This window comes from Kineococcus halophytocola (assembly GCF_041276425.1).
Taxonomy (GTDB): Bacteria; Actinomycetota; Actinomycetes; order Actinomycetales; family Kineococcaceae; genus Kineococcus; species Kineococcus halophytocola.
In genome coordinates, this window is sequence record NZ_JBGFTU010000011.1 from 65,128 (window position 1) to 85,354 (window position 20,227).

The 20,227-nt window shown below is 75.9% G+C and carries 22 protein-coding genes; 8 read left to right on the forward strand and 14 right to left on the reverse strand.

The features are described from left to right. Positions 1-18 precede the first annotated feature (18 nt). The 4 genes from AB2L27_RS11150 to cysS all read right to left on the reverse strand — a co-directional run bounded on the left by AB2L27_RS11150 (position 19) and on the right by cysS (position 3,392). Positions 19-519 carry a MarR family winged helix-turn-helix transcriptional regulator gene (locus AB2L27_RS11150; protein ID WP_370441541.1) on the reverse strand — a complete coding sequence of 167 codons (501 nt, stop codon included), beginning with the start codon at positions 517-519 and terminating at the stop codon, positions 19-21. 94 nt (positions 520-613) lie between these two features. Continuing rightward, positions 614-1,012, reverse strand: a complete 399-nt coding sequence (locus AB2L27_RS11155) for a hypothetical protein (protein ID WP_370441542.1) — start codon at positions 1,010-1,012, stop codon at positions 614-616. Beyond that, on the reverse strand, positions 1,009-1,974 hold the full coding sequence (gene rlmB, locus AB2L27_RS11160; protein WP_370441543.1) for a 23S rRNA (guanosine(2251)-2'-O)-methyltransferase RlmB: 966 nt from the start codon (positions 1,972-1,974) through the stop codon (positions 1,009-1,011). The genes AB2L27_RS11155 and rlmB overlap by 4 nt, the downstream gene beginning before the upstream one ends. After that, on the reverse strand, positions 1,974-3,392 hold the full coding sequence (gene cysS, locus AB2L27_RS11165) for a cysteine--tRNA ligase (protein WP_370441544.1): 1,419 nt from the start codon (positions 3,390-3,392) through the stop codon (positions 1,974-1,976). The genes rlmB and cysS overlap by 1 nt, the downstream gene beginning before the upstream one ends. 57 nt (positions 3,393-3,449) lie before the next feature. On the opposite strand from cysS, the gene AB2L27_RS11170 reads away from it, so the two are divergent. From AB2L27_RS11170 to AB2L27_RS11180, 3 genes are all read left to right on the forward strand, one after another. Then, positions 3,450-4,559, forward strand: a complete 1,110-nt coding sequence (locus tag AB2L27_RS11170; RefSeq protein WP_370441545.1) for an S-(hydroxymethyl)mycothiol dehydrogenase — start codon at positions 3,450-3,452, stop codon at positions 4,557-4,559. Continuing rightward, a complete protein-coding gene (locus AB2L27_RS11175) occupies positions 4,556-5,197 on the forward strand; it encodes an MBL fold metallo-hydrolase (protein ID WP_370441630.1) in 642 nt (213 codons plus the stop codon). The genes AB2L27_RS11170 and AB2L27_RS11175 overlap by 4 nt, the downstream gene beginning before the upstream one ends. 113 nt (positions 5,198-5,310) lie before the next feature. Then, on the forward strand, positions 5,311-6,543 hold the full coding sequence (locus AB2L27_RS11180; protein WP_370441546.1) for an AI-2E family transporter: 1,233 nt from the start codon (positions 5,311-5,313) through the stop codon (positions 6,541-6,543). Between the two features lie 2 nt (positions 6,544-6,545). Here the strand turns inward: AB2L27_RS11180 and AB2L27_RS11185 are convergent, their stop codons facing one another. From AB2L27_RS11185 to AB2L27_RS11200, 4 genes are read right to left on the reverse strand one after another with little or no spacing between them, the layout of a single operon-like run. Further along, positions 6,546-8,117, reverse strand: coding sequence for an AtzH-like domain-containing protein (locus AB2L27_RS11185; protein WP_370441547.1), 1,572 nt, complete (start codon positions 8,115-8,117; stop codon positions 6,546-6,548). 23 nt (positions 8,118-8,140) lie between these two features. Then, on the reverse strand, positions 8,141-8,635 hold the full coding sequence (gene ispF / locus AB2L27_RS11190; protein ID WP_370441548.1) for a 2-C-methyl-D-erythritol 2,4-cyclodiphosphate synthase: 495 nt from the start codon (positions 8,633-8,635) through the stop codon (positions 8,141-8,143). Next, the gene (ispD, locus tag AB2L27_RS11195) at positions 8,632-9,312 is read right to left on the reverse strand and encodes a 2-C-methyl-D-erythritol 4-phosphate cytidylyltransferase (RefSeq protein ID WP_370441631.1); all 681 of its coding nucleotides are present in this window, start codon (positions 9,310-9,312) and stop codon (positions 8,632-8,634) included. Before ispD ends, ispF begins: the two co-directional genes overlap by 4 nt. Then, positions 9,309-9,791 (reverse strand): CarD family transcriptional regulator, encoded by a 483-nt coding sequence (locus AB2L27_RS11200; RefSeq protein ID WP_012084764.1) that lies wholly within the window; start codon positions 9,789-9,791, stop codon positions 9,309-9,311. The genes ispD and AB2L27_RS11200 overlap by 4 nt, the downstream gene beginning before the upstream one ends. A gap of 289 nt (positions 9,792-10,080) precedes the next feature. Between AB2L27_RS11200 and AB2L27_RS11205 the strand changes: the two genes are divergently transcribed. Continuing rightward, positions 10,081-10,803, forward strand: a complete 723-nt coding sequence (locus AB2L27_RS11205; RefSeq protein ID WP_370441549.1) for a hypothetical protein — start codon at positions 10,081-10,083, stop codon at positions 10,801-10,803. A gap of 80 nt (positions 10,804-10,883) precedes the next feature. Here AB2L27_RS11205 and AB2L27_RS11210 read toward each other — a convergent pair whose 3' ends face one another. Together AB2L27_RS11210 and AB2L27_RS11215 are read right to left on the reverse strand one after the other, a co-directional pair. After that, positions 10,884-11,564: a response regulator gene (locus tag AB2L27_RS11210; RefSeq protein ID WP_370441550.1), complete on the reverse strand. Its 681-nt coding sequence runs from the start codon at positions 11,562-11,564 to the stop codon at positions 10,884-10,886. Next, complete coding sequence (locus AB2L27_RS11215; RefSeq protein ID WP_370441632.1) at positions 11,561-12,871, reverse strand: sensor histidine kinase; 1,311 nt, start codon at positions 12,869-12,871, stop codon at positions 11,561-11,563. Before AB2L27_RS11215 ends, AB2L27_RS11210 begins: the two co-directional genes overlap by 4 nt. A gap of 226 nt (positions 12,872-13,097) precedes the next feature. Here AB2L27_RS11215 and phoU point away from each other — a divergent pair, with 226 nt between their 5' ends. Both phoU and AB2L27_RS11225 read left to right on the forward strand, forming a co-directional pair. Next, on the forward strand, positions 13,098-13,763 hold the full coding sequence (gene phoU / locus AB2L27_RS11220) for a phosphate signaling complex protein PhoU (protein WP_370441551.1): 666 nt from the start codon (positions 13,098-13,100) through the stop codon (positions 13,761-13,763). A 62-nt stretch (positions 13,764-13,825) separates the two neighbouring features. Then, a complete protein-coding gene (locus tag AB2L27_RS11225; protein WP_370441552.1) occupies positions 13,826-14,506 on the forward strand; it encodes a hypothetical protein in 681 nt (226 codons plus the stop codon). Between the two features lie 13 nt (positions 14,507-14,519). Here AB2L27_RS11225 and AB2L27_RS11230 read toward each other — a convergent pair whose 3' ends face one another. From AB2L27_RS11230 to mshA, 3 genes are read right to left on the reverse strand one after another with little or no spacing between them, the layout of a single operon-like run. After that, positions 14,520-15,656, reverse strand: a complete 1,137-nt coding sequence (locus tag AB2L27_RS11230) for a glycosyltransferase (RefSeq protein WP_370441553.1) — start codon at positions 15,654-15,656, stop codon at positions 14,520-14,522. Further along, positions 15,657-16,409 (reverse strand): phosphoglyceromutase, encoded by a 753-nt coding sequence (locus AB2L27_RS11235; protein WP_370441554.1) that lies wholly within the window; start codon positions 16,407-16,409, stop codon positions 15,657-15,659. A 9-nt stretch (positions 16,410-16,418) separates the two neighbouring features. After that, on the reverse strand, positions 16,419-17,675 hold the full coding sequence (gene mshA, locus AB2L27_RS11240) for a D-inositol-3-phosphate glycosyltransferase (RefSeq protein WP_370441633.1): 1,257 nt from the start codon (positions 17,673-17,675) through the stop codon (positions 16,419-16,421). 213 nt (positions 17,676-17,888) lie between these two features. On the opposite strand from mshA, the gene AB2L27_RS11245 reads away from it, so the two are divergent. Together AB2L27_RS11245 and AB2L27_RS11250 are read left to right on the forward strand one after the other, a co-directional pair. Next, positions 17,889-18,668, forward strand: a complete 780-nt coding sequence (locus tag AB2L27_RS11245; protein WP_370441634.1) for a class I SAM-dependent methyltransferase — start codon at positions 17,889-17,891, stop codon at positions 18,666-18,668. 25 nt (positions 18,669-18,693) lie between these two features. Beyond that, on the forward strand, positions 18,694-19,728 hold the full coding sequence (locus AB2L27_RS11250; protein ID WP_370441555.1) for a LacI family DNA-binding transcriptional regulator: 1,035 nt from the start codon (positions 18,694-18,696) through the stop codon (positions 19,726-19,728). A gap of 61 nt (positions 19,729-19,789) precedes the next feature. Here AB2L27_RS11250 and dtd read toward each other — a convergent pair whose 3' ends face one another. After that, positions 19,790-20,215: a D-aminoacyl-tRNA deacylase gene (dtd, locus tag AB2L27_RS11255; RefSeq protein ID WP_370441556.1), complete on the reverse strand. Its 426-nt coding sequence runs from the start codon at positions 20,213-20,215 to the stop codon at positions 19,790-19,792. Between the last annotated feature and the right edge of the window lie 12 nt (positions 20,216-20,227).

Below are 20,227 nucleotides of genomic sequence, written 5' to 3' on the forward strand. Positions count from 1 at the left end.
CGCGCGCGGGGGCCGGGCTCAGACCTGGCGGGCCAGCGCCGTCGCGGCGAACCGCGCGTCGGGGTCCAGGACGTCCAGGAGCTTGACCACGACGGCGTCCAGGCGGGCGAGGTCGTCGGCCTCCAGCGGGTCCAGGACGAGCTGGCGGACGCGTTCGACGTGACCGGGCGCGGAGGCCACGACCTTGTCCCAGCCGGCGTCGGTGAGGACGGCGAGCTGGCCGCGGCCGTCGTCGGGGCTCTTCTCCCGCCGCACCCACCCGCCCCGCTCCAGCCGGGACACGACGTGGGAGATGCGCGAGGGGCTGGCGTTGGAGCGGGCGCCGAGTTCGCTCATGCGCAGGCTGCGGGTGGGTTCCTCCGAGAGCATGGCCAGGGTCAGGTACCCCGTCTTGGTGAGGTCGGCGTCGCGCTGGAGCTGGGCGTCGAGGGCGGCGGGGAGCAGTTCCATGAGGGCGCTGAGGCGCAACCAGACCCGGCGTTCGTCGGGGTTCAGCCAGCGGGGCGTCTGCTCGGTCATCCGGACACGGTACCATATAGTTCAACGTTGAACTACTTTTGCACGACGGGTCCTCAGGCCCAAGTGTGCCACGGAACCCGTCGTGCCGGCCCGGTCAGGACCGCAGGAACTCCGCCAGCTCCCCCACGTCCCCGACGACGACGGCCCCGGACCGCAGATCGTCCGGCAGGTGCGCCAGCAGCGCCTCGTCGGGCACCGCGACCGGCGGAGCCGTGGGCGCCAGGACGGCCCCCGTGGCCCGCGCGAGGTCGAGGACGACCGCGAGCACCCCGTCCGCGCCGTCCCCGCCGACCTCCAGGTCGAGCATGAGCGACTCGAACGGCTCGCCGTAGCCGTACACGTCGGCCGCCCCGTCGGGCGTCTCCACCCGCACGAACAGGTGCTCGGGGTCGTGCTCGGAGGCCAGCGGGTCCACGACCGCGCGGACGGCGGCCGGGTCCAGCCCGACCTCGGCCCCGCCGGCGTACCGCGTGAGGAAGACGTCCAGGCTCACCGGTGGCGCGCGACCTCGTAGAGGGCGATGCCCGCGGCGACCCCGGCGTTCAGCGACTCCACGGCCGCGGCCATCGGGATGCTCACGACCTGGTCGCACGTCTCGCGGACCAGCCGCGACAACCCCGCACCCTCGGCGCCCACGACGACCACGAGCGGACCGTCGGCCAGCCGCAGGTCGGGCAGGTCCACGTCCCCGTCGGCGTCCAGGCCGACGACGAACAACCCCGCCTTCTGGTACTCCTCGATGGCGCGGACGAGGTTCGTGGCGCGGGCCACGGGGACCCGGGCGGCCGCCCCGGCCGACGTCTTCCACGCCGAGGCCGTCATGCCGGCCGCGCGCCGCTCGGGCACGACGACGCCGTTCCCGCCGAAGGCCGCCACGGACCGCACGACCGCACCGAGGTTGCGCGGGTCGGTCACCCCGTCGAGGGCGACGACGAGCGCCGGGCGCCCGGAGTCGGCCGCCGTGTCGAGCAGGTCCATCGGGTGCTTGTACGCGTACGGCGGCACCGTGGCCGCGACGCCCTGGTGGACGGCGTTCTCGGTGAACCGGTCGAGGTCCTGTCGGGAGGCCTCCAGCAGCGGGATGCCCCGGTTGCCGGCCGCGGCGAGGATCTCCTTGACGCGGTCGTCGGTCTCGATGCGCGAGGCGACGTAGATCCCCGTGATGGGCAGTTCCGCGCGCAGCGCCTCGACGATGGAGTTCCGCCCGGCGATCCACTCCGTCTCACCGGAGGCCCTGCGCCGCACCGGGGGACGGCCCCCCGGGCGGGCGTTCGTCGTGGCCGCGCGGTGGGCGGCCTTCTTCGCCGCCTTGGCCGCCGGGTGGTACGGGCGCTCGCTCGCCTTGGGCGTCGGGCCCTTGCCCTCCAGGGACCGGCGGTTCTTGCCGCCGCTGCCCGCGGTGGGGCCCTTCTTGCCCTTGCTGACCGCGCCGCGGCGCTGGCTGTTCCCTGCCACTACTGCTCACCCTCCAGAACCCACCGTGCCCCGGTGGGGGTGTCCTCGATCACGATGCCCGCGTCCTTCAGGGAGTCGCGCACCGCGTCGGCGGTCGCGAAGTCCCGGGCGGCGCGGGCGGCCGCCCTCTCCTCCAGCCGCGCGCGCACGAGCACGTCCAGCGCCGCCCGCGCCCCGTCGGACCCGCTCGCCTGCTCCACCCACGGGTGGGCGAACGGGTCCAGCCCCAGCACGTCGAGCCCGGCCCGCACGTGCTCCAGCGTCGTCCGCAGCGCCGCGTCGTCCCCGGCCGCCAGGGCCGAGTTCCCCGCCCGCGCGGTCTCGTGCAGGACCGCGAGCGCCGCCGGGGTGGCGAGGTCGTCGTCCATCGCGGCGGCGAAGGCGTCCGGCACCTGCCCGGCCTCCCCCGCCGACCCGAGGCGTTCGGCGGCGCGGCGGACGAAACCCTCCAGGCGCGAGTACGCGGTCTCGGCCTCGGTGAGGGAGGTCTCCGACCACTCCAGGTGCGTCCGGTAGTGCCCGGAGACGAGGTAGTAGCGCAGGACGACGGCGCGGTGGCTGCGCAGCAGGTGCGGGATCCCCAGGACGTTGCCCAGGGACTTGCTCATCTTCTCCCCGGCCATCGTCACGAAGTGGTTGTGCAGCCAGAAGTTCGCGAACCCGTCGCCGGCGGCGCGGGACTGGGCCTGCTCGTTCTCGTGGTGGGGGAAGCGCAGGTCCAGGCCGCCGCCGTGGATGTCGAACGCCGGGCCGAGGTAGCGACCGATCATGGCCGAGCACTCCAGGTGCCAGCCGGGCCGGCCCCGGCCCCACGGGGTGGCCCAGGACGCCGTCGCCGGTTCGCCCGGTTTCGTCCCCTTCCACAGGGCGAAGTCGCGCGGGTCGCGCTTGCCGCGCGGGTCGGCGTCGGTGGCCGGTTCCATGTCGTCCAGGCGCTGGTGGGTCAGCTCGCCGTAGGCGGGCCAGGACCTCACGTCGAAGTACACGTCGCCGGAGCCGTCCTGCGCGGCGTAGGCGTGCCCGCGCTCGACGAGCCGGTCGATGAGCTCGACCATCTCCGGGACGTGACCGGTGGCGCGGGGTTCGACCGTCGCGGGCAGCACGCCGAGGGCGTCGTAGGCGGCGGTGAACTCGCGCTCGAACCGGTAGGCGTGGGCCCACCACTCGTCGCCGGCCTCGGCCGCCTTGGTGAGGATCTTGTCGTCGATGTCGGTGACGTTGCGCACGGCCGTCACGCGCAGGCCGGAGCGTTCCAGCCAGCGGCGCAGGACGTCGAAGACGACCTGGCTGCGGACGTGCCCGAGGTGGGGGGACCCCTGCGGCGTGGGGCCGCAGACGTACATGCCGACCTGCCCGGGGACGAGCGGCGCGAACTCGCGCACCGCGCCGGTGGCGCTGTCGTGCAGGTGGAGGGTCACGGGCTCCAGGCTACCGGCGGCTCGACCGTGTCCGGGCGCGTCGCTAGGGTCGCGGCCATGGCCTGGACCGTCCCCGCAGTCATCTCCCGCACCAAGGGTGCGCCCGTCGAGACGGTGGACATCGTCGTCCCCGAACCGGTCGCCGGTGAGGTCGTCGTGGACGTCGCCGCGTGCGGCGTCTGCCACACCGACCTGCACTACCGCGAAGGGGGCATCAACGACGACTACCCCTTCCTGCTCGGTCACGAAGCCGCCGGCACCGTCTCGGCGGTCGGCGAGGGGGTCACGAACGTGGCCCCCGGTGACCCCGTCGTCCTGAACTGGCGCGCGGTGTGCGGGCAGTGCCGGGCGTGCAAGCGCGGTCGCCCGCAGTACTGCTTCGCCACCCACAACGCCTCGCAGTCGATGACCCTGACCGACGGCACCCCGCTGTCCCCGGCCCTGGGCATCGGCGCCTTCACCCCCAAGACCCTCGTCGCGGCCGGGCAGGCCACCAAGATCGACACCTCCGTGCTCGGGGACAGCTGGGACCCGGCCGTGGCCGGGCTGCTGGGCTGCGGGGTCATGGCCGGCATCGGCGCCGCGGTGAACACCGCCCCGGTCCAGCGCGGGGACACCGTGGCCGTCATCGGCTGCGGCGGCGTGGGGTGCGCGGCCGTGGCCGGGGCGGTCCTGGCCGGGGCCCGCCGCGTCATCGCCGTCGACCTGGACGACAAGAAGCTCAGCTGGGCCGAGCAGCTGGGCGCCACCCACACCGTGAACTCCCGCGGGCTGGACGAGGACGGGGTCGTGGCGGCCATCGCCGAGGTCACCGACTCCTTCGGCGCCGACGTCGTCATCGACGCCGTGGGGCGCCCGGAGACGTGGCGGCAGGCGTTCTACGGCCGCGACCTGGCCGGCACCGTCGTCCTCGTCGGGGTCCCCACCCCCGAGATGCAGCTGCAGGTGCCGCTGCTGGACGTCTTCGGCCGCGGCGGGGCGCTGAAGTCGTCCTGGTACGGCGACTGCCTGCCCGAGCGGGACTTCCCGCAGCTGCTGGAGCTGCACGCCGCGGGCCGGCTGCCGCTGGACGCGTTCGTCTCCGAGCGCATCGGCCTGGACGACGTGGAGGAGGCGTTCGCCACCATGAAGCGCGGCGACGTCCTGCGTTCGGTGGTGGTCTTCTGAGCGCCCGGGTCGAGCACCTGGTCACCTCCGGCACGTTCTCCCTCGACGGGCAGACGTTCGACGTCGACAACAACGTCTGGATCCTCGGCGACGACGAGCAGGTCGTCGTCCTGGACGCCCCGCACGACGTGGACGCGATCGCCGCCGCGATCGGGGACCGGCGGTTGCTGGCCGTGGTGTGCACGCACGCCCACGACGACCACGTGCGGCAGGCTCCCGCGCTGGCGCAGCGGTTCTCCACCCCCGAGCACGAGGTGCCCGTGCTGCTGCACCCGGCCGACCGCCCGGTCTGGGAGCTCACGCACCCCGGCGTGGCGACGACCGACCTGGCCCACGGGCAGGTCGTCTCCGTGGCCGGGACCGACCTGCACGTCCTGCACACCCCCGGTCACACGCCGGGGGCGGTGAGCCTGTACGCGCCGGACCTGGCGACGGTGTTCACCGGGGACACCCTGTTCGCCGGTGGGCCCGGCGCGACGGGGCGGTCGTTCTCCGACTTCGGCACGATCGTGGACTCGATCCGCACGGTGCTGCTGGAGCTGCCGGCCGAGACCCGCGTGCACACCGGGCACGGGGACGACACGACGATCGGTGACGAGGCCCCGCACGTGCAGGAGTGGATCGACCGGGGGCACTGACCCCGGCCCGCCCCTGCCTCGACCCCTGACGGCCCGGTCGCCCCGCGCGGGCGACCGGGCCGTCGCGTCCGCTGCCGGGTGCCGGACGGCGGTGCACCTGAGAGCATCCGGGGGTGAGTGATCAGCCGGACGCCCCGCCCACCCCCACGGCTCCCCGCGAACCGGCGACGGACGTCGTCGCGCGCGGCGTCACGCAGGCCTCGCGCTGGGCCCTGCGCCTGCTCGTCCTCGGCATCGGCGTCGCCGGGCTCATCTGGCTGCTCGGCAAGGGCTGGTCGCTGCTGCTGCCGCTGCTGCTGGCGATCCTGCTCAGCGCGATCCTGTGGCCCCTGACCCACGTCCTGCGCGCGGTGCTGCCCCGGGCCCTGGCCGCGCTCGTGTCGCTCCTGCTGCTCATCGCGGCCGTCGTCGGCATCTTCGCGGCCTTGATCCCCACCGTGGCCGACCAGTCCGGTCAGGTCGCCGACTCCGCGATCGCCGGCCTGGACCAGGTGCAGGAGTGGGTGACGGGCCCGCCGCTGAACCTCGGGGACGACCAGATCGGCAACCTCGTCAACCAGGGCATCGCCGAACTGCAGAGCAACGCCCAGACCATCGCCCTCGGCGTCGTCGGCGGGGTCGGGACGGTCGGGGCGACCATCGGCACCGGGGTCGTGACCTTCGTGCTGGTCCTCGTGCTGGCGTTCTTCTGCCTGTCCGACGGTGACCGCCTGCTGCCGTGGTCGCGGCGCTGGATGAGCCCGGAGGCGCACCGGCACGTCACCGCCCTGGGGTCGCGGGTCTGGACCACGCTGCGCGGCTACATCCTGTCCCAGGCCGCGGTGGCCCTGGTCGACGCCGTCTTCATCGGCATCGGGCTGGCCATCGTCGGGGTGCCCTTCGCCCTGCCGCTGGCCGTCGCCATCTTCTTCGCGGCCTTCATCCCCATCGTCGGGGCCGTCGTCACCGGGGCCCTGGCGACCCTCGTGGCGCTCGTGACGCTCGGGTGGGTGCAGGCCGTCATCGTGCTGGGGATCGTCCTGCTGGTGCAGCAGCTGGAGAGCAACGTCCTGCAGCCGATGCTCGTGGGCAAGTCGCTGGCCCTGCACCCCGCGGTCGTCATCGGCTCGGTGACCATCGGCGGCACCCTGTTCGGCATCACGGGGGCGTTCCTGGCGGTGCCGGTCGCGGCGATCGGCACCGTCGTCCTGCGCTACGTCCACCACGAGCTGGTCCCGGAGGAACCGGAGAACCCGCAGGCGGAGGCGGCGAACAAGCGCAAGCGCCGGAAGCGCCACCCCGAGGAGGACCAGGACCAGCAGCCCGCGGGCGCCGGGGCCGACCGCGACCCCGGGCCCCGCGACTGACCTCAGGCCGGCCCGAGCCCGTCCAGCAGGGCGAGCAGGCCGGCGTCGGCCCCCCGGGGGGCCAGCACGCACAGCCCGACGGGCAGGTCCCCGACCCGGCCCCACGGCAGCCCCAGGGCGGGCACCCCGCACTGCGAGGCCAGCGTCGTGAGCTGCAGGGTGCCGGCGCGCGCGGCCTCGAAGCCGTCGGGCCCGGCCTCGCGCGACGGGGCCGGGGTGCTCGTGCTCGGCAGGCACAGCCAGCCCTGGGCGAGCAGGTCGTCCAGCCACGCGCGGGTGCGCGCGACGACGTCCCGGGCGGTGGTGAGCTCCTCGGCGCCGACGGCCTCCCCCGCCCCGAAGCGGGCGGCGACCGACGGGGAGACCACGCCCGGGTGGGCCCGCAGGAACGCGCCGTGGCTCGCCCAGGCCTGTGCGGCCTGGACGGTGCGGAAGGCCGCCGTCCACGCCGCGGGGGCGTCGGCGGGGACGTCGACGTCGCGCACCGGCAACCCCGTCGCGACGGCGAGCGCCGCCAGGGCCGCCTCGACCGCGAGGGCCGTCTCGGGGCTGGCCAGCTCCAGCAGGGTCCGGCTGCGCAGCAACACCTCCGGGCGGGCCCGGTCGCCCGGCGCGGCCAGCAGCGCGGTACCCGCCCGGCGCAGGGTCGCCCCGTCCCGGGCGAGCAGGCCGACGGTGTCGAAGTCCGGCGCCAGCGGCAGCACCCCCTCGACCGGGACGGCGCCGTGGGTGGGGCGCCAGGCGTACAGGCCGCAGTACGACCCCGGGACGCGCAGGGACCCGGCGGTGTCGGTGCCGAGCCCGAGATCGGCCGTGCCCGCGGCGACCGCGGCGGCCGACCCCGAGCTCGACCCGCCGGGGACCCGCCCGGGGGCCCGGGGGTTGACCGGGGTGCCGCTGTGCTCGTTGACGCCCGTGAGGGAGAACGCGAGCTCGTCGGTCTGCGCGATCCCCGCGACCTCCGCCCCCGCGTCCAGCAGGCGCTGCAACGCCGGGGCGTGCGCGGCCTCGACGGGGGCCTGCTCCAGCCAGGCCGGGACGCCACCGCCGACGCGCTGCCCGGCGACGGCCACGAGGTCCTTCACCGCGACGCGGACGCCCGCCAGCGGGCCGGAGCCGGCACCGGCGACGAGGGGCGCGCCCCGCACCCGCCAGGTGGCGGGGTCGTCCGCGGCACCGGGGTCCACCGGCGCGGCCACCGGCCCGCCGGACACGTGCGCGGCGTGCACGCGCCAGCCGTCCTCGTCCCGGCGCCACCACTGCGTCTGCACCCCGGCGCCGTGCTCGCGCTCGGACTCGGCGACGACGTGGGCGGCGTCCGGGCCGGTCCAGCGCACGTGCACGCGGCGCAGCCACCGGGCCGGGGCCCCGCCGCGGACGGCCCGGAACGCGGCGATGTGCCCGGACCCGACGAGCACCCCGGTCCCCTCGGCCCGCAGCGTGGCCGGACCGGGGGCGAACAGCTCGTCGAGCACGGCGACGTCGTCGGCCATGAGGGCGCGCTCGTAGCGGGTGAGCGCGGCGAGCAGCCCGGCCTCGTCCCGGGGCGGCTCGCTCGGGGCGGCAACGGTCACGGGTGGGCCTCCGGGGTGGTGGGTCAGCGGGGGACGACGAGCGCGGTGGCGATCGCGGCGATGCCCTCGCCGCGGCCGGTCAGGCCCAGCCCGTCGGTGGTCGTGCCCGCCACGGAGACGGGGGCGCCGACGGCGGCGGACAGGGCGGCCTCGGCCTCGGCGCGGCGGCGCCCGACCTTGGGGCGGTTGCCGACGACCTGGACGGAGACGTTGCCGATCTCGAACCCGGCCTCGCGCACGAGCCGGGCGGCCTCGCCGAGCAGCCGCACCCCGGGCGCCCCGGCGAGCTCGGGGCGGGCGGTGCCGAAGTGGGCGCCGAGGTCGCCCAGGCCGGCGGCGGCGAACAGGGCGTCGCAGCAGGCGTGGGCGGCGACGTCCCCGTCGGAGTGACCCTCCGGGCCGGCCGTCTCGTCCTCCCACAGCAGCCCGGCCACCCAGCAGGGGCGGCCCGCGGCCAGCGGGTGCACGTCCAGGCCCGTGCCCACGCGCGGCAGGCCCGCAGCGGGCGGGGGGTTCACGGGGCCTCCTGGTCCACGAGCGACTGGGCGAGCAGCAGGTCCAGCGGGCGGGTCACCTTGAACGCCCGTTCGTCCCCGGGCACCGTGCGCACGGTGTGCCCGAGGGCTTCGAGCATCCCCGCGTCGTCGGTGGCCGCCGCCCCGGGCACCGCGGCCTCGTGCACGGCGCGCAGGACGTCGGCGGAGAACCCCTGCGGGGTCTGCACGGCGACGAGCTCGGAGCGGTCGAGGGTCTCCACGACGTGGTGCCCCGTGACGCGCTTGACCGTGTCGGAGACGGGCACGACGGGCACGACGCCGGCGGCGCCGGCGCGGACGGCCGCCACGACGGCGGTGAAGACCCCCGGTGGGGTCAGGCAGCGCGCGGCGTCGTGGACGAGCACGACGTCGACGTCCGCGGGCAGGGCCCGCAGACCGGCGCGCACGGAGTCCTGCCGTTCGGCACCGCCGGGCACGACGAGGACGCCGGGCACCTCGGACGTCAGGAGCGAACGGACCTCCTCGCACTCCCCCGCGGGCGCGACCACGACCACGACGTCGACGACGTCGGAGGCGGTGGCGCGCCGCAGGGCGTGCAGGAGCAGTGGTTCACCGGCCAGCGGCACGAGCGCCTTGGGGCGCGGTGCGCCGAGCCGGTCGCCCCGGCCGGCGGCCGGGACGACGAGCGCGGTCCTCAGGAGGCCAGGACCTCGTCGAGCAGCGACTCGGCCTTGTCCTCGTTGGTGTTCTCGGCGAGCGCGAGCTCGGAGACGAGGATCTGCCGGGCCTTGGCGAGCATGCGCTTCTCCCCCGCGGACAGACCGCGGTCCTGGTCCCGGCGCCACAGGTCGCGCACGACCTCGGCGACCTTGACCACGTCGCCGGAGGCCAGCTTCTCCAGGTTCGCCTTGTAGCGGCGCGACCAGTTGGTGGGTTCCTCGGCGTACGGGGTGCGCAGGACCGAGAACACCCGGTCCAGCCCCTCGCGGCCCACGACGTCGCGGACGCCGACCAGGTCCACGTTGTCCGCCGGCACCTCGATCGTGAGGTCGCCCTGGGCGACCTTCAGGACGAGGTACAGCTTGTCTTCACCCTTGATGGTGCGGGTCTTGATCTCCTCGATCAGTGCTGCCCCGTGGTGGGGGTAGACGACCGTTTCGCCGACCGTGAAAGCCATAGAACGTGACCCCTTTCCCTGCCCCCAGGTTACCACGTTGAACGGGGGCCGGACAGCCTCGGACGAAGCGTTTGTGCAGGTCAGAGGCTCACAGCTCCACTCCCGGGGCTTGACAGGTCCCCGGTGACGTGCTTCGCGCCCGCTAGAGACGGTTGCCCTGCGTCATCGGCCGGGCACGCCGGGGGGCCACCGCGAGCCCGTCCGTGTCGTGACGAGACCGTGATCGGGACGTGATCGCTGCGCACCGCTCCCCTGCGACCACACCTACGACTGCCGGTAGTCTGACCGCGTGAAGCTGCGCACCCCGCTCCCGACCAGCGGCGACCGGACCCGCGGGTGGACCCGCCCCGTCCGCCGCTCCGCCCTCGCGGTCCTCACCTCCGCGGCCGTCCTCGGGGTCGCCGGGTGCTCGGTGTTCTCCCCGCCCACCGTGCTCAAGCCGTACGCGCCCAGCGACGGCTCGCAGACCAGGGTCGGGGGCGTGGAGGTCCGCAACGTCCTGCTCGTCTCCACCGGCGTCGACCAGCCGGGCGTGCTGTCGGCCGTGCTCGTCAACTCCGGAGACCAGATCGCCGACGTCTCCGTCTCGGTCGACGTCGAGGCCGGCACCCCGACGACGCAGTCCTACACGCTGGCCGAGAACGCGGCCCTGCACATCGGCGACCCGGAGGCGGTCAGCCAGGACGCCGCCTCGACCGCCGGCGCCGAGTCCGCCAACGACCAGCGCGTGGCGTGGCTGCAGGTGCCGCAGGTGCCCGTCGTCCCGGGCCAGACGGTCCCCGTCAGCTTCACCGTCGGCGGCGAGGAGGCCTCGGTCAACGCCCAGGTCCTGCTGCCCTGCTTCGAGTACGCCACCCTGACGCCCACCGCCGCCCCGGCCGCCGGCGCGGACGCGGAGACCGGCACCGGCACGGGGACCGCCACCGCCGCGACCCCCTCGCCGACGATCACCTGCGGTCCCGCGCTGGGCGAGGAGGGCCTGCTGAGCGACGAGGGCGAGGGCGAGGAGTAGCCCGCCCGCCCCGTCCGGGGTGCACGAGCGAGGGGGAGGTGGCCCGGTGGGCCACCTCCCCCTCGCTCGTCCCGGGCCGCTCAGCCCTCGAACTTGTACCCCAGGCCGCGCACGGTCACCAGGTACCGCGGGTTGGAGGGGTCCGGCTCGATCTTGGCGCGCAGCCGCTTGACGTGGACGTCCAGCGTCTTGGTGTCCCCCACGTAGTCCGACCCCCAGACCCGGTCGATGAGCTGGACGCGGGTCAGCACCCGGCCGGCGTTGCGCAGCAGCAGCTCCAGCAGCTCGAACTCCTTCAGCGGCAGCGGCACCCGCTCGCCGCGGACGGTCACGACGTGGCGCTCCACGTCCATCCGCACCCCGCCGGCCTCCACCGTCGTCTGCACGAGCTCCTCCGGCTCGGCCCCCCGGCGCAGCACCGCGCGGACCCGGGCGAGCAGTTCGCGCGAGGAGTACGGCTTCGTCACGTAGTCGTCGGCGCCGATCTCCAGCCCCACGACCTTGTCGATCTCGGAGTCCTTGGCGGTGAGCATGATGACGGGGACGCTGGAGCGGGTGCGCAGCTGCCGGCAGACCTCCGTGCCCGGCAGCCCGGGCAGCATGAGGTCCAGCAGGACGAGGTCGGCGCCCTCCTTGTCGAACTCCTCCAGGGCGTCGGGTCCGTTCTCGGTGACCGCCACGTCGTACCCCTCCCGCCGCAGCAGGTAGGACAGCGGGTCGGAGAACGACTCCTCGTCCTCGACCACCAGGATGCGCGTCACGGTCGGACCTCCAAGGGACTGTTCGGTGCGGGCCGTCGACCGGCGGTCCCACCCGCGGCCGACGGTGGGCTGGAGGACGCCGGCCCGGCCGGCGTCGGGCTCGCCGGGTCGGGCGCGGTGGCGAGCGGGCGGACCCCGGCGTCGGTCACGGGGTCGGGGTCGGGCAGCCGCAGGGTGAAGGTGGACCCCTCGCCCTCGGCGCTCCAGACCCGCACGTCCCCGCCGTGGTTGCCGGCGATGTGCTTGACGATGGACAGCCCCAGGCCGGTGCCGCCCGTCGAGCGGGAGCGGGCCGCGTCCACGCGGTAGAACCGCTCGAAGATGCGGTGCAGGTCGGCCTGGCTGATGCCGACCCCGCGGTCGGCGACCGACAGGTCGATGGTCGGGACCTGCTGCCCCGGGGGCGTCCCCACGACCCGTCCGGTCCCCCGCTGCACCTCCACCACGACCCGGCTGCGCTCGGGGGAGTAGGCCAGCGCGTTGTGGACGAGGTTGCGCAGGGCCGTCACGAGCAGTTCCCGGTCCCCCCGCACGTGCAGCCCGCGCCGGCCGGCCACGACGACCTCGGACCCGCGCTGGTGGGCCACCGACCCGACCCGGTCGACGGCCTCGGCGACGATCTGGTCGACCTCCAGGGACTCCGGCTGCAGGACGGTCTCGGCGGCCTGCAACCGCGACAGGTCGATGATCTCCTGCACGAGCGCGGTCAGCCGGATGGACTCCCGGCGCATCCGGCTCGCGAAGTGGCGCACGGCCTCGGGGTCGTCGGCGGCGTCCTCGACGGCCTCGGACAGCAGGGACAGCGCCCCCACCGGCGTCTTGAGCTCGTGGCTGACGTTGGCGACGAAGTCGCGGCGCACGGCCTCGACCCGCCGCGACTCCGTGCGGTCCTCCAGCAGCAGCAGGACGTGGTGCGGTCCGAGCGGGGTGACCCGGGCCAGGACGACGGCCGGGGCCCGCCCCAGCCCCGCGCCCAGCTCGGTCTCGATCTCCCGGACCCGCCCGTCGCGCCGGCACGCCCGCACCATCTCGCGCAGCTGGGCGTCCACCAGCTCCCCGCCGGAGACGACGCCCGTGGCGTAGGAGGCGGCGCTGGCCTTGACGACCACGTCGTCGGCGGCGAGCACGACGGCGGAGGACCGCAGCGCCACGAGGACGTCGCTGACCCCCGGGGGCAACCCGCCCACCGGGGTCGAGGGGCGCGCCGGGGGACGCTGCAGGCGTTCGGAGACCCGGAACGCCAGGACCCCCGCGGCCCCGGTCAGCACGCCGACCGCCGCGGCGATCGAGACGGAGGCTTCGCCCAGCACCGCACCAGCCTACGGTTCTCGCCCGGTGCTCCCGGGCCACCGACGGTCCCGCCACCGCAGCGGGGCCCAGATGTTCACCCGGCGGGGGCCGCTCGTTCACCCGCACCTGGAACGGTGGGGGCGTCGGTGATGATGGTGACGACGGCCGAGACGCGGCACGACGACCGCGGCGTCTGCCCGCGGAGCACGGGACGCGCTGCTCGACGAACCCTGGAGGAACCCCGTGCGCAACGTGTACCACGACGAACTCAGCGGCCTGGTGGAGACGCTGGTGGAGATGACCCAGCTCGCCGAGTCCGCGATGACCCGGGCGACGACCGCCCTGCTCGACGCCGACCGGGAGCTGGCCGAGACGGTCATCTCCGCCGACCGGCGCATCGACGACCTCCAGCGCGACCTGGAGGAGCGCGCCGTGGACGTCCTGGCCCGCCAGTCCCCGGTGGCGACCGACCTGCGCGTCGTCGTGACCGCGATGCGGATGAGCTCCAGCCTGGAGCGCATGGGCGACCTGGCCCGGCACGTGGCCAAGCTGGCCCGGCTGCGCTACCCCGACGCGGTGGTGCCCGCCGAGCTGCGCGCCACCATCCTGCAGATGGGCCAGGTGGCCGAGCGCATCGTGGCCAAGGCCGGCAGCGTCATCGCCACCCGCGACCTCGCGCTGGCCGCCGAGATGGAGGTCGACGACGACGAGATGGACCGGCTGCACCGGCAGGTCTTCGAGCAGCTGCTGGCCCGCACCTGGGACCACCCGACGGAGGTCGCGGTGGACCTGACCCTGTGCAGCCGCTACTACGAGCGCTTCGCCGACCACGCCGTGTCGGTGGCCAAGTCCGTGCTGTTCCTGGTGACGGGCTCGCGCGACGAGGACGTGGCCGCGCAGCGGGTCTGACGAGCAGCCCGGGCCCCCGTCGCGGACGCGCCGGGGCACCCGGGCGGGTGTACCGTCGCGGTGTGATCACGACCGGTCCGACGTCGGGCGCACCGGGGCGTTCCCGGCGGACGGTGCCGGTCCTGACCGCCCTGGTCGCGGTGACGGCGCTGACGGGGTTGGCGGCGTGCGGCGGCGGCGACGAGCCGGACCCGGCCCCCACGACGACGACCGTGACCCCCACCAGCACCCCCACCACCCCCGGCACCTCCGCCCCGGCGACGGCCACGAGCTCCGGGCCCGGCGCCGACTGCGGGGCGATCCGCTCCGCGCAGGCCGAGCTCGACGCCGCGTACGACAGCGAGCTGGAGCGGCTGGACATCGGGCGCGGTGACCCCCGGGCCCAGACGGTGTTCACCATCGTCACCACGACCGAGGGACCGGAGTACTACGCGGACGTCCTGGACGCGGCACCGCCGCAGGCCCAGGACGACGCGCAGGTGGTCCTGGACTACTACACCCGCCTCGCCGAGCGCGTCGGCACGCTGGAGGCCGGTACGGGCTCGGCCGAGGACCTGGCCCGGGCGATGGACGCCCTCGACGCGGCCCGCGACCCCGACCCCTCCGCCGCCACCGAGGTGGTGCAGGCTCAGGAGCGGCTGCAGGCCGAGATCGAGCGCGCGTGCGCGGGGACCCCGGCCGACGCCTCCCCCTCCGAGGCCCCCTCGCAGTCCCCGTCCGGTTCCCCCACCACCACGGGGTGAGGGGCCCGGGGGCTCAGCGCGTCAGGTCGGCGAGGATCCGCGCCGAGACGGCGGCCGCGCGCCGCTGGTCGAAGTCCAGCGCCCGCTGCGGCCCCCCGGCGGCCTTGCGGCGCAGCGGCCCGGGGTCGGCCAGGAAGCCGAGCACCGCGTCGGCGAGCGCCGCGGAGTCCTCCACGGGCACCAGGTCGCCCAGGCGGCCCTCGCGCAGGACGTAGCGGGGGCCGGTCGGGCAGTCCGTCGCCACGACCGGGGCCCCCACGGCCAGGGCCTCGAGCAGCACGAGGCTGCCGTTGCCCTCGTAGCGCGAGGACAGGACGAACAGGTCGGCCCCGGCGAGCAGGCTCGGCAGGTCCTCGCGGTGCCCGGCGAACTCGACGCGGTCGGCGACGCCGAGCAGGTCCGCGCGGTCGCGCAGGTCGGTGTCGAGCTCACCGGCGCCGACGAGGACGAGCTCGACGTCCCCGCCCGCGGTGACGACCCGGGCCAGGGCGTCGAGCAGGACGTCGAAGCCCTTCTGCTCCACCAGCCGGCCCGCCGCGACGAGCCGGGTCCGCCCCGACGTCGAGCGCCGCGGCCCGCCGGCCGCCTGCACCGCCGCCTGCGTGGCCGCCACGTCGATGCCGACGTCGACGGCGTGCACCCGGGACGCCTCGAGCCCGACCTCCAGGACGTCGGGCACCAGCCCCGGCGAGACGCACACGGCCGCGTCGACGCGCCGGTGCACCTGGGTCAGCAGCGGCCGCAACCGGGCCGGGGTCCAGGCGGCCACGGCGCGCGGCAGCGAGCTCTGGACGAGCACGACGAACGGCTTGCGCGCGATGCGCGCCGCCACCCAGCCGAACAGCAGCCCGTACCCGACCTCGCTGCCGGAGACGACGACGTCGGCCCGGCGGACGTGGCGCAGCGTGGTGGCCAGGATGCGCGGGGCGGCCGACCGGAACCGGCGCACCCGGTCGCTGCCCCAGCGCACGTCCAGGCGCGGGTCGGGCTCGTACATCGGCCCGTCGGGCACCACGTCCTCCAGGACGAGGAACCGCACCCGGGCGCCGAGGTCCTGCCAGCGCCGGGCCAGGTCGGCCGAGACCCGCAGGCCCCCGTTGTCGCGCAGCGCACCCTCGAGGACGAGGACGCGGGGTCCGCGACCCCCCACTCAGCGGCCCTGGTTGGCCACGGCGGCGGCGGCGGCCTGCGCGGCGGCGGGGTCGAGGTACTGCCCGCCCGGCACGGTCGGGCGCAGGTCCGCGTCCAGGCGGTACACCAGCGGGATGCCGGTGGGGATGTTCAGCCCGGCGATGTCGGTGTCGGAGATGCCGTCGAGGTGCTTGACCAGCGCCCGCAGCGAGTTCCCGTGCGCGGCGAGCAGGACCGTCTTGCCGGCGCGCAGGTCCGGGACGACCTCCTCGTCCCAGTACGGCAGCATCCGGGCCACGACGTCGGCGAGGCACTCGGTGCGCGGCAGGTCGTCGCCGAGCGCGGCGTAGCGGGGGTCGGCGTCCTGGGAGAACTCCGAGCCGAGCTCGATCGGCGGCGGCGGGGTGTCGTAGGAGCGGCGCCACAGCATGAACTGCTCCTCGCCGAACTCGGCGAGCGTCTGCTTCTTGTCCTTGCCCTGCAGCGCACCGTAGTGCCGCTCGTTCAGGCGCCAGGACCGCTTGACGCCGATCCAGTGCCGGTCGGCCGCGTCCAGGGCCAGGGAGGCCGTGGTGATGGCGCGGCGCAGGACGGAGGTGTGCACGACGTCGGGCAGGACGCCGGAGTCGACGAGCATCCTCCCGCCGGCGGTGGCCTCGGTCCGCCCCTTCTCCGACAGGGGCACGTCGACCCAGCCGGTGAACAGGTTCAGGGCGTTCCACTCGCTCTCGCCGTGCCGCAGGAGGACGAGGGTGTGCGCCGCTTCAGTCATGGCCCAACCCTACCGAGACCCCCGCGCCCGGTCGGCGAGCGCCCGCGCGTAGACCTCCAGCGTCGCCTCGGCCGTGGCCCCCCACCCGAACCCGCGGGCGCGGCGGGCGGCCCGCTGCCCCATCGCGGCCCGGCGCACCGGGTCGTCCAGCAGGTCGGCCAGCACCCCGGCCCACGTCGCGGGGTCGTGGCCGGGCACGAGGGCACCGGTGCCCGACGAGGGGTCGGCGTCCACGGCCGTGCGCAGCCCGCCGACGGCGGCGGCCACGACGGGGGTCCCGCAGGCCTGGGCCTCCAGGGCGACCAGGCCGAAGGACTCGTTGTACGAGGGCACCGTCACCAGGTCGGCGGCGCGGTAGTGCTCGGCCAGCTCCGCGCGCGGGGTCGGCGGGGCCAGCCGCACGACGTCGCCCAGCCCCAGGTCGGCGACGAGCTCGGCCAGGGACTCCGGGTGCGCGGTGCCGGACCCGCTCGGCCCGCCGAGCACCACCACCCGCAGGCGCTCGCGGCGCCACGGCTGGCGCCGCAGCAGCTCCGCCGCGGCGCGCACGAGCAGGTCGGGGGCCTTCAGCGGCTGGATGCGGCCGACGAACAGCAGCACCTCTGCGTCGGCGGGCAGGCCCAGGCGCTCGCGGGCGGCGGCCCGGCCCGGACCGGGGCCGAAGGTGCCCAGGTCCACCCCGGGGGGCACGACGACGACCTTGGCCGGGTCGGCGCCGTAGAGGTCCACGAGGTCGTCGCGCTCGGCGAGGGTGTTGGCCACGACGCGGTCGGCGGCGTCGACGACCTGCTGCTCGCCGATGACCCGGCCCGGTGGCTCGGGGGTGTCCCCCTCGGCCAGCGCCGCGTTCTTGACCTTGGCCATGGTGTGCATGGAGTGCACGAGCGGGACGTCCCAGCGGTCGGCGGTGAGCCAGCCGACCTGGCCGGAGAGCCAGTAGTGCGAGTGCACGACGTCGTAGTGGTGCTCGGAGTGGCGGGCGCCGGTGTGCAGCACCCCGGCGGTGAACGCGCACAGCTGGCCGGGCAGGTCGTCCTTGCCCAGCCCCTCGTAGGGCCCGGCGGCCACGTGCCGGACGCGGACCCCGCCCCGGCCGCCGGGGTCCTCGACGACGGGCGGCTGCTCGGAGCCGGTGCGGCGGGTGAAGACCTCGACCTCGACGTCGCGGCGGGCCAGCTCGCGGGCCAGCTCCAGGACGTAGACGTTCATCCCCCCGGCGTCGCCCGTGCCGGGCTGGGCCAGCGGCGAGGTGTGCACCGACACCATCGCCACCCGCGAGACCTTCTGCACCCGCTGCCTCCCGGCCCGCCCTCGTCCCTGCCCCGCACCTGCCCCGCACCTGCCCCGCACCCGCCCCGCACCCGCGGCGCCCGTCGGTAGTGTCCCCGCGTGCCCCGGCAGTCTGCCTCCCGCGTCCGCTCGGCCGGAGCCGGGGTCGGTGCGGGTGCCGGTGCGGGGGGCACCGGCGCGGTGGGCGCGGTGACCCGCGGCACGACCGGCCCGGACCGCCTGCGCCGGGTCGAGCGCTGGCTGGCCGGGACGCAGGACGCGCGGCTGCGCCGGGCCGGGGACCCCCTGGTCGTCGACCTCGGCTACGGCGCCTCGGCCGTGACGGTGACCGACCTGCAGCGCTGGCTGCGCCGGGTCCGGCCGGACGTGCGCGTCGTCGGCCTGGAGATCGCCCCCGAGCGCGTCGCGGCGGCGCGCGCGGCCGTGGCGCACCTGCCCGCCCCGCCCGCCTTCGCCGTCGGCGGGTTCGAGGTCCCCACCGACGGCGACCCCGTGCTGGTGCGCGCCTTCAACGTGCTGCGGCAGTATGAGTCCGAGGAGGTCGAGGGCACGTGGGACCGGCTGCGCGGCCGGCTCGCCGACGGTGGCCTGCTCGTCGACGGCACGTGCGACGAGCTGGGCCGGCGGTGCACGTGGGTGGCGCTGGAGCGCGAGGCCGGGCCGGTGTCGCTGACGGTGTCGGTGCGGTTGGCGGGTCTGCCGGCGCCCTCGGCGGTGGCCGAGCGGCTGCCGAAGGTGCTCATCCACCGCAACGTCCCCGGTGAGGGGGTGCACGACCTGCTGCGGGCCGCCGACGCGGCGTGGGCGCGGGCCGCGCCGGCCGGCACGTTCGGGGTGCGGCAGCGGTGGATCGCCACCTGCCGCGACCTCGCCCGGGACTGGCCGGTGCTGGGCGGCGCCGCCCGCTGGCGGCTCGGTGAGCTCACCGTGGCGTGGTCGTGCGTCGCCCCCCGCCGGGGTCGGGCATGATCGGCTGATCGAGGGAGGAGGTCCGGTGGCACGCACGACCGACGGCGCCGCCGGCGCCCGGCCCACCATCCGCGACATCGCCCGCGTGGCGGGGGTGTCCAAGGCCTCCGTCTCGTACGCGCTGAACGACCTGCCGGGGGTCTCGGAGCAGACGCGCGCCCGCATCCGCGCCACCGCCACCGAGCTGGGCTGGCGGCCCAGCGCGGCGGCGCGCTCGCTGTCGCGGGCCCGGGCCGGGGCCGTGGGGCTGGCCGTGGCGCGCGACGTGCGGCTGCTGGAGGAGGAGCCGTACTACATGCGCTTCATCGCGGGCATGGAGAGCGTCCTGGCCCGCGAGGGGCTCTCGCTGCTGCTGAGCGTCGTGCCCGACGTCGAGGCCGCCGTCGGGGTGCTGCGGGACTGGTGGGGCGAGCGGCGGGTCGACGGGGTCGTCCTGACCGACCTGCGCGTGCAGGACCCGCGCGTCGCGCTCGTGGCCGAGCTGGGCATCCCCTGCGCGGTGCCGGCCGGTGCGGGCCGGGCCACCTCGGTGCAGGCCGAGCGGCAGGCCTTCGAGGAGGTCGTCACCCACCTGTGCGCGCAGGGCCACCGGCGCCTGGCCCGTGTGGCCGGGCCGCGGGAGTTCCTGCACACCCTGCGCCGCGACGTCGCGTGGGCGGAGGTGACGCGGTCGGCCCTGGGCGCGCCGGCCCCCGTCGTCGTCGCCGACTACACCTCCGCGGGCGGCCTGGCCGCCACCCGCGGCCTGCTCGCCGGTGCCGAACCGCCCACGGCGGTGGTCTACGACAACGACGTCATGGCGGCCGCCGTCGTGGCCGAGCGGGAGGCGCTGGGGGTGCGGGTGCCGCAGGACCTGGCCGTCGTCGCCGGGGACGACTCGATGCTGTGCCGGCTGGTGAGCCCCGCGATCAGCTGCCTGCAGCGCGACGTCGTCGCCGACGGGGCGCGCAGCGCGCGGCTGCTGCTGGAGGTCCTCCAGGGCCGTCCCGGCCAGGCGCCGGCCGGTGAACCGCACCGCCTCGTCGTGCGCGGGACGACGGTCCGGGCCCCGGTGGGGTGAGCACGCCCGGCCGGGCCCGGCACGTCCCCGCGCGCGCCGCGCCCGCACCCCGGGGGCCGGCTCAGGCCTCCAGCCAGATCGTCGTCGGCCCGTCGTTGACCAGCTCGACGGCCATGTCGGCCCCGAACCGGCCGGTCTGCACGCGCAGGCCGTGCCCGCGCAGCGCCGCGCCGACGGCCTCGACGAGGGGTTCGGCGACCGGGCCGGGGGCCGCGGCGTTCCAGGTGGGGCGCCGGCCCTTGCGGGTGTCGGCGTAGAGGGTGAACTGGCTGACGAGCAGGACGGGCGCGTCGACGTCGACGGCGGCCCGTTCCCCGCGCAGGATCCGCAGCTGGGCGACCTTGCGGGCGAGGAGCTCGACCTGGGCGGGCCCGTCGTCGTGGGTGGCCCCCAGGAGCACGAGGAGGCCGGGTTCGGTGATCTCCCCCACGGTCTCCTCCCCGACGGTGACGCGGGCGCGGGTGACCCGCTGGACGACGGCGCGCACGGGCTGCTCCCT

Coding starts and splice junctions, on each gene's coding strand:
- AB2L27_RS11170 (WP_370441545.1), top strand. CDS start 3,450: ATGGCCTGGACCGTCCCCGCAGTCATCTCCCGCACCAAGGGTGCGCCC.
- mshA (WP_370441633.1), bottom strand. CDS start 17,675: ATGGTGTCGGTGCACACCTCGCCGCTGGCCCAGCCCGGCACGGGCGAC.
- AB2L27_RS11235 (WP_370441554.1), bottom strand. CDS start 16,409: ATGACTGAAGCGGCGCACACCCTCGTCCTCCTGCGGCACGGCGAGAGC.
- AB2L27_RS11150 (WP_370441541.1), bottom strand. CDS start 519: ATGACCGAGCAGACGCCCCGCTGGCTGAACCCCGACGAACGCCGGGTC.
- AB2L27_RS11200 (WP_012084764.1), bottom strand. CDS start 9,791: ATGGCTTTCACGGTCGGCGAAACGGTCGTCTACCCCCACCACGGGGCA.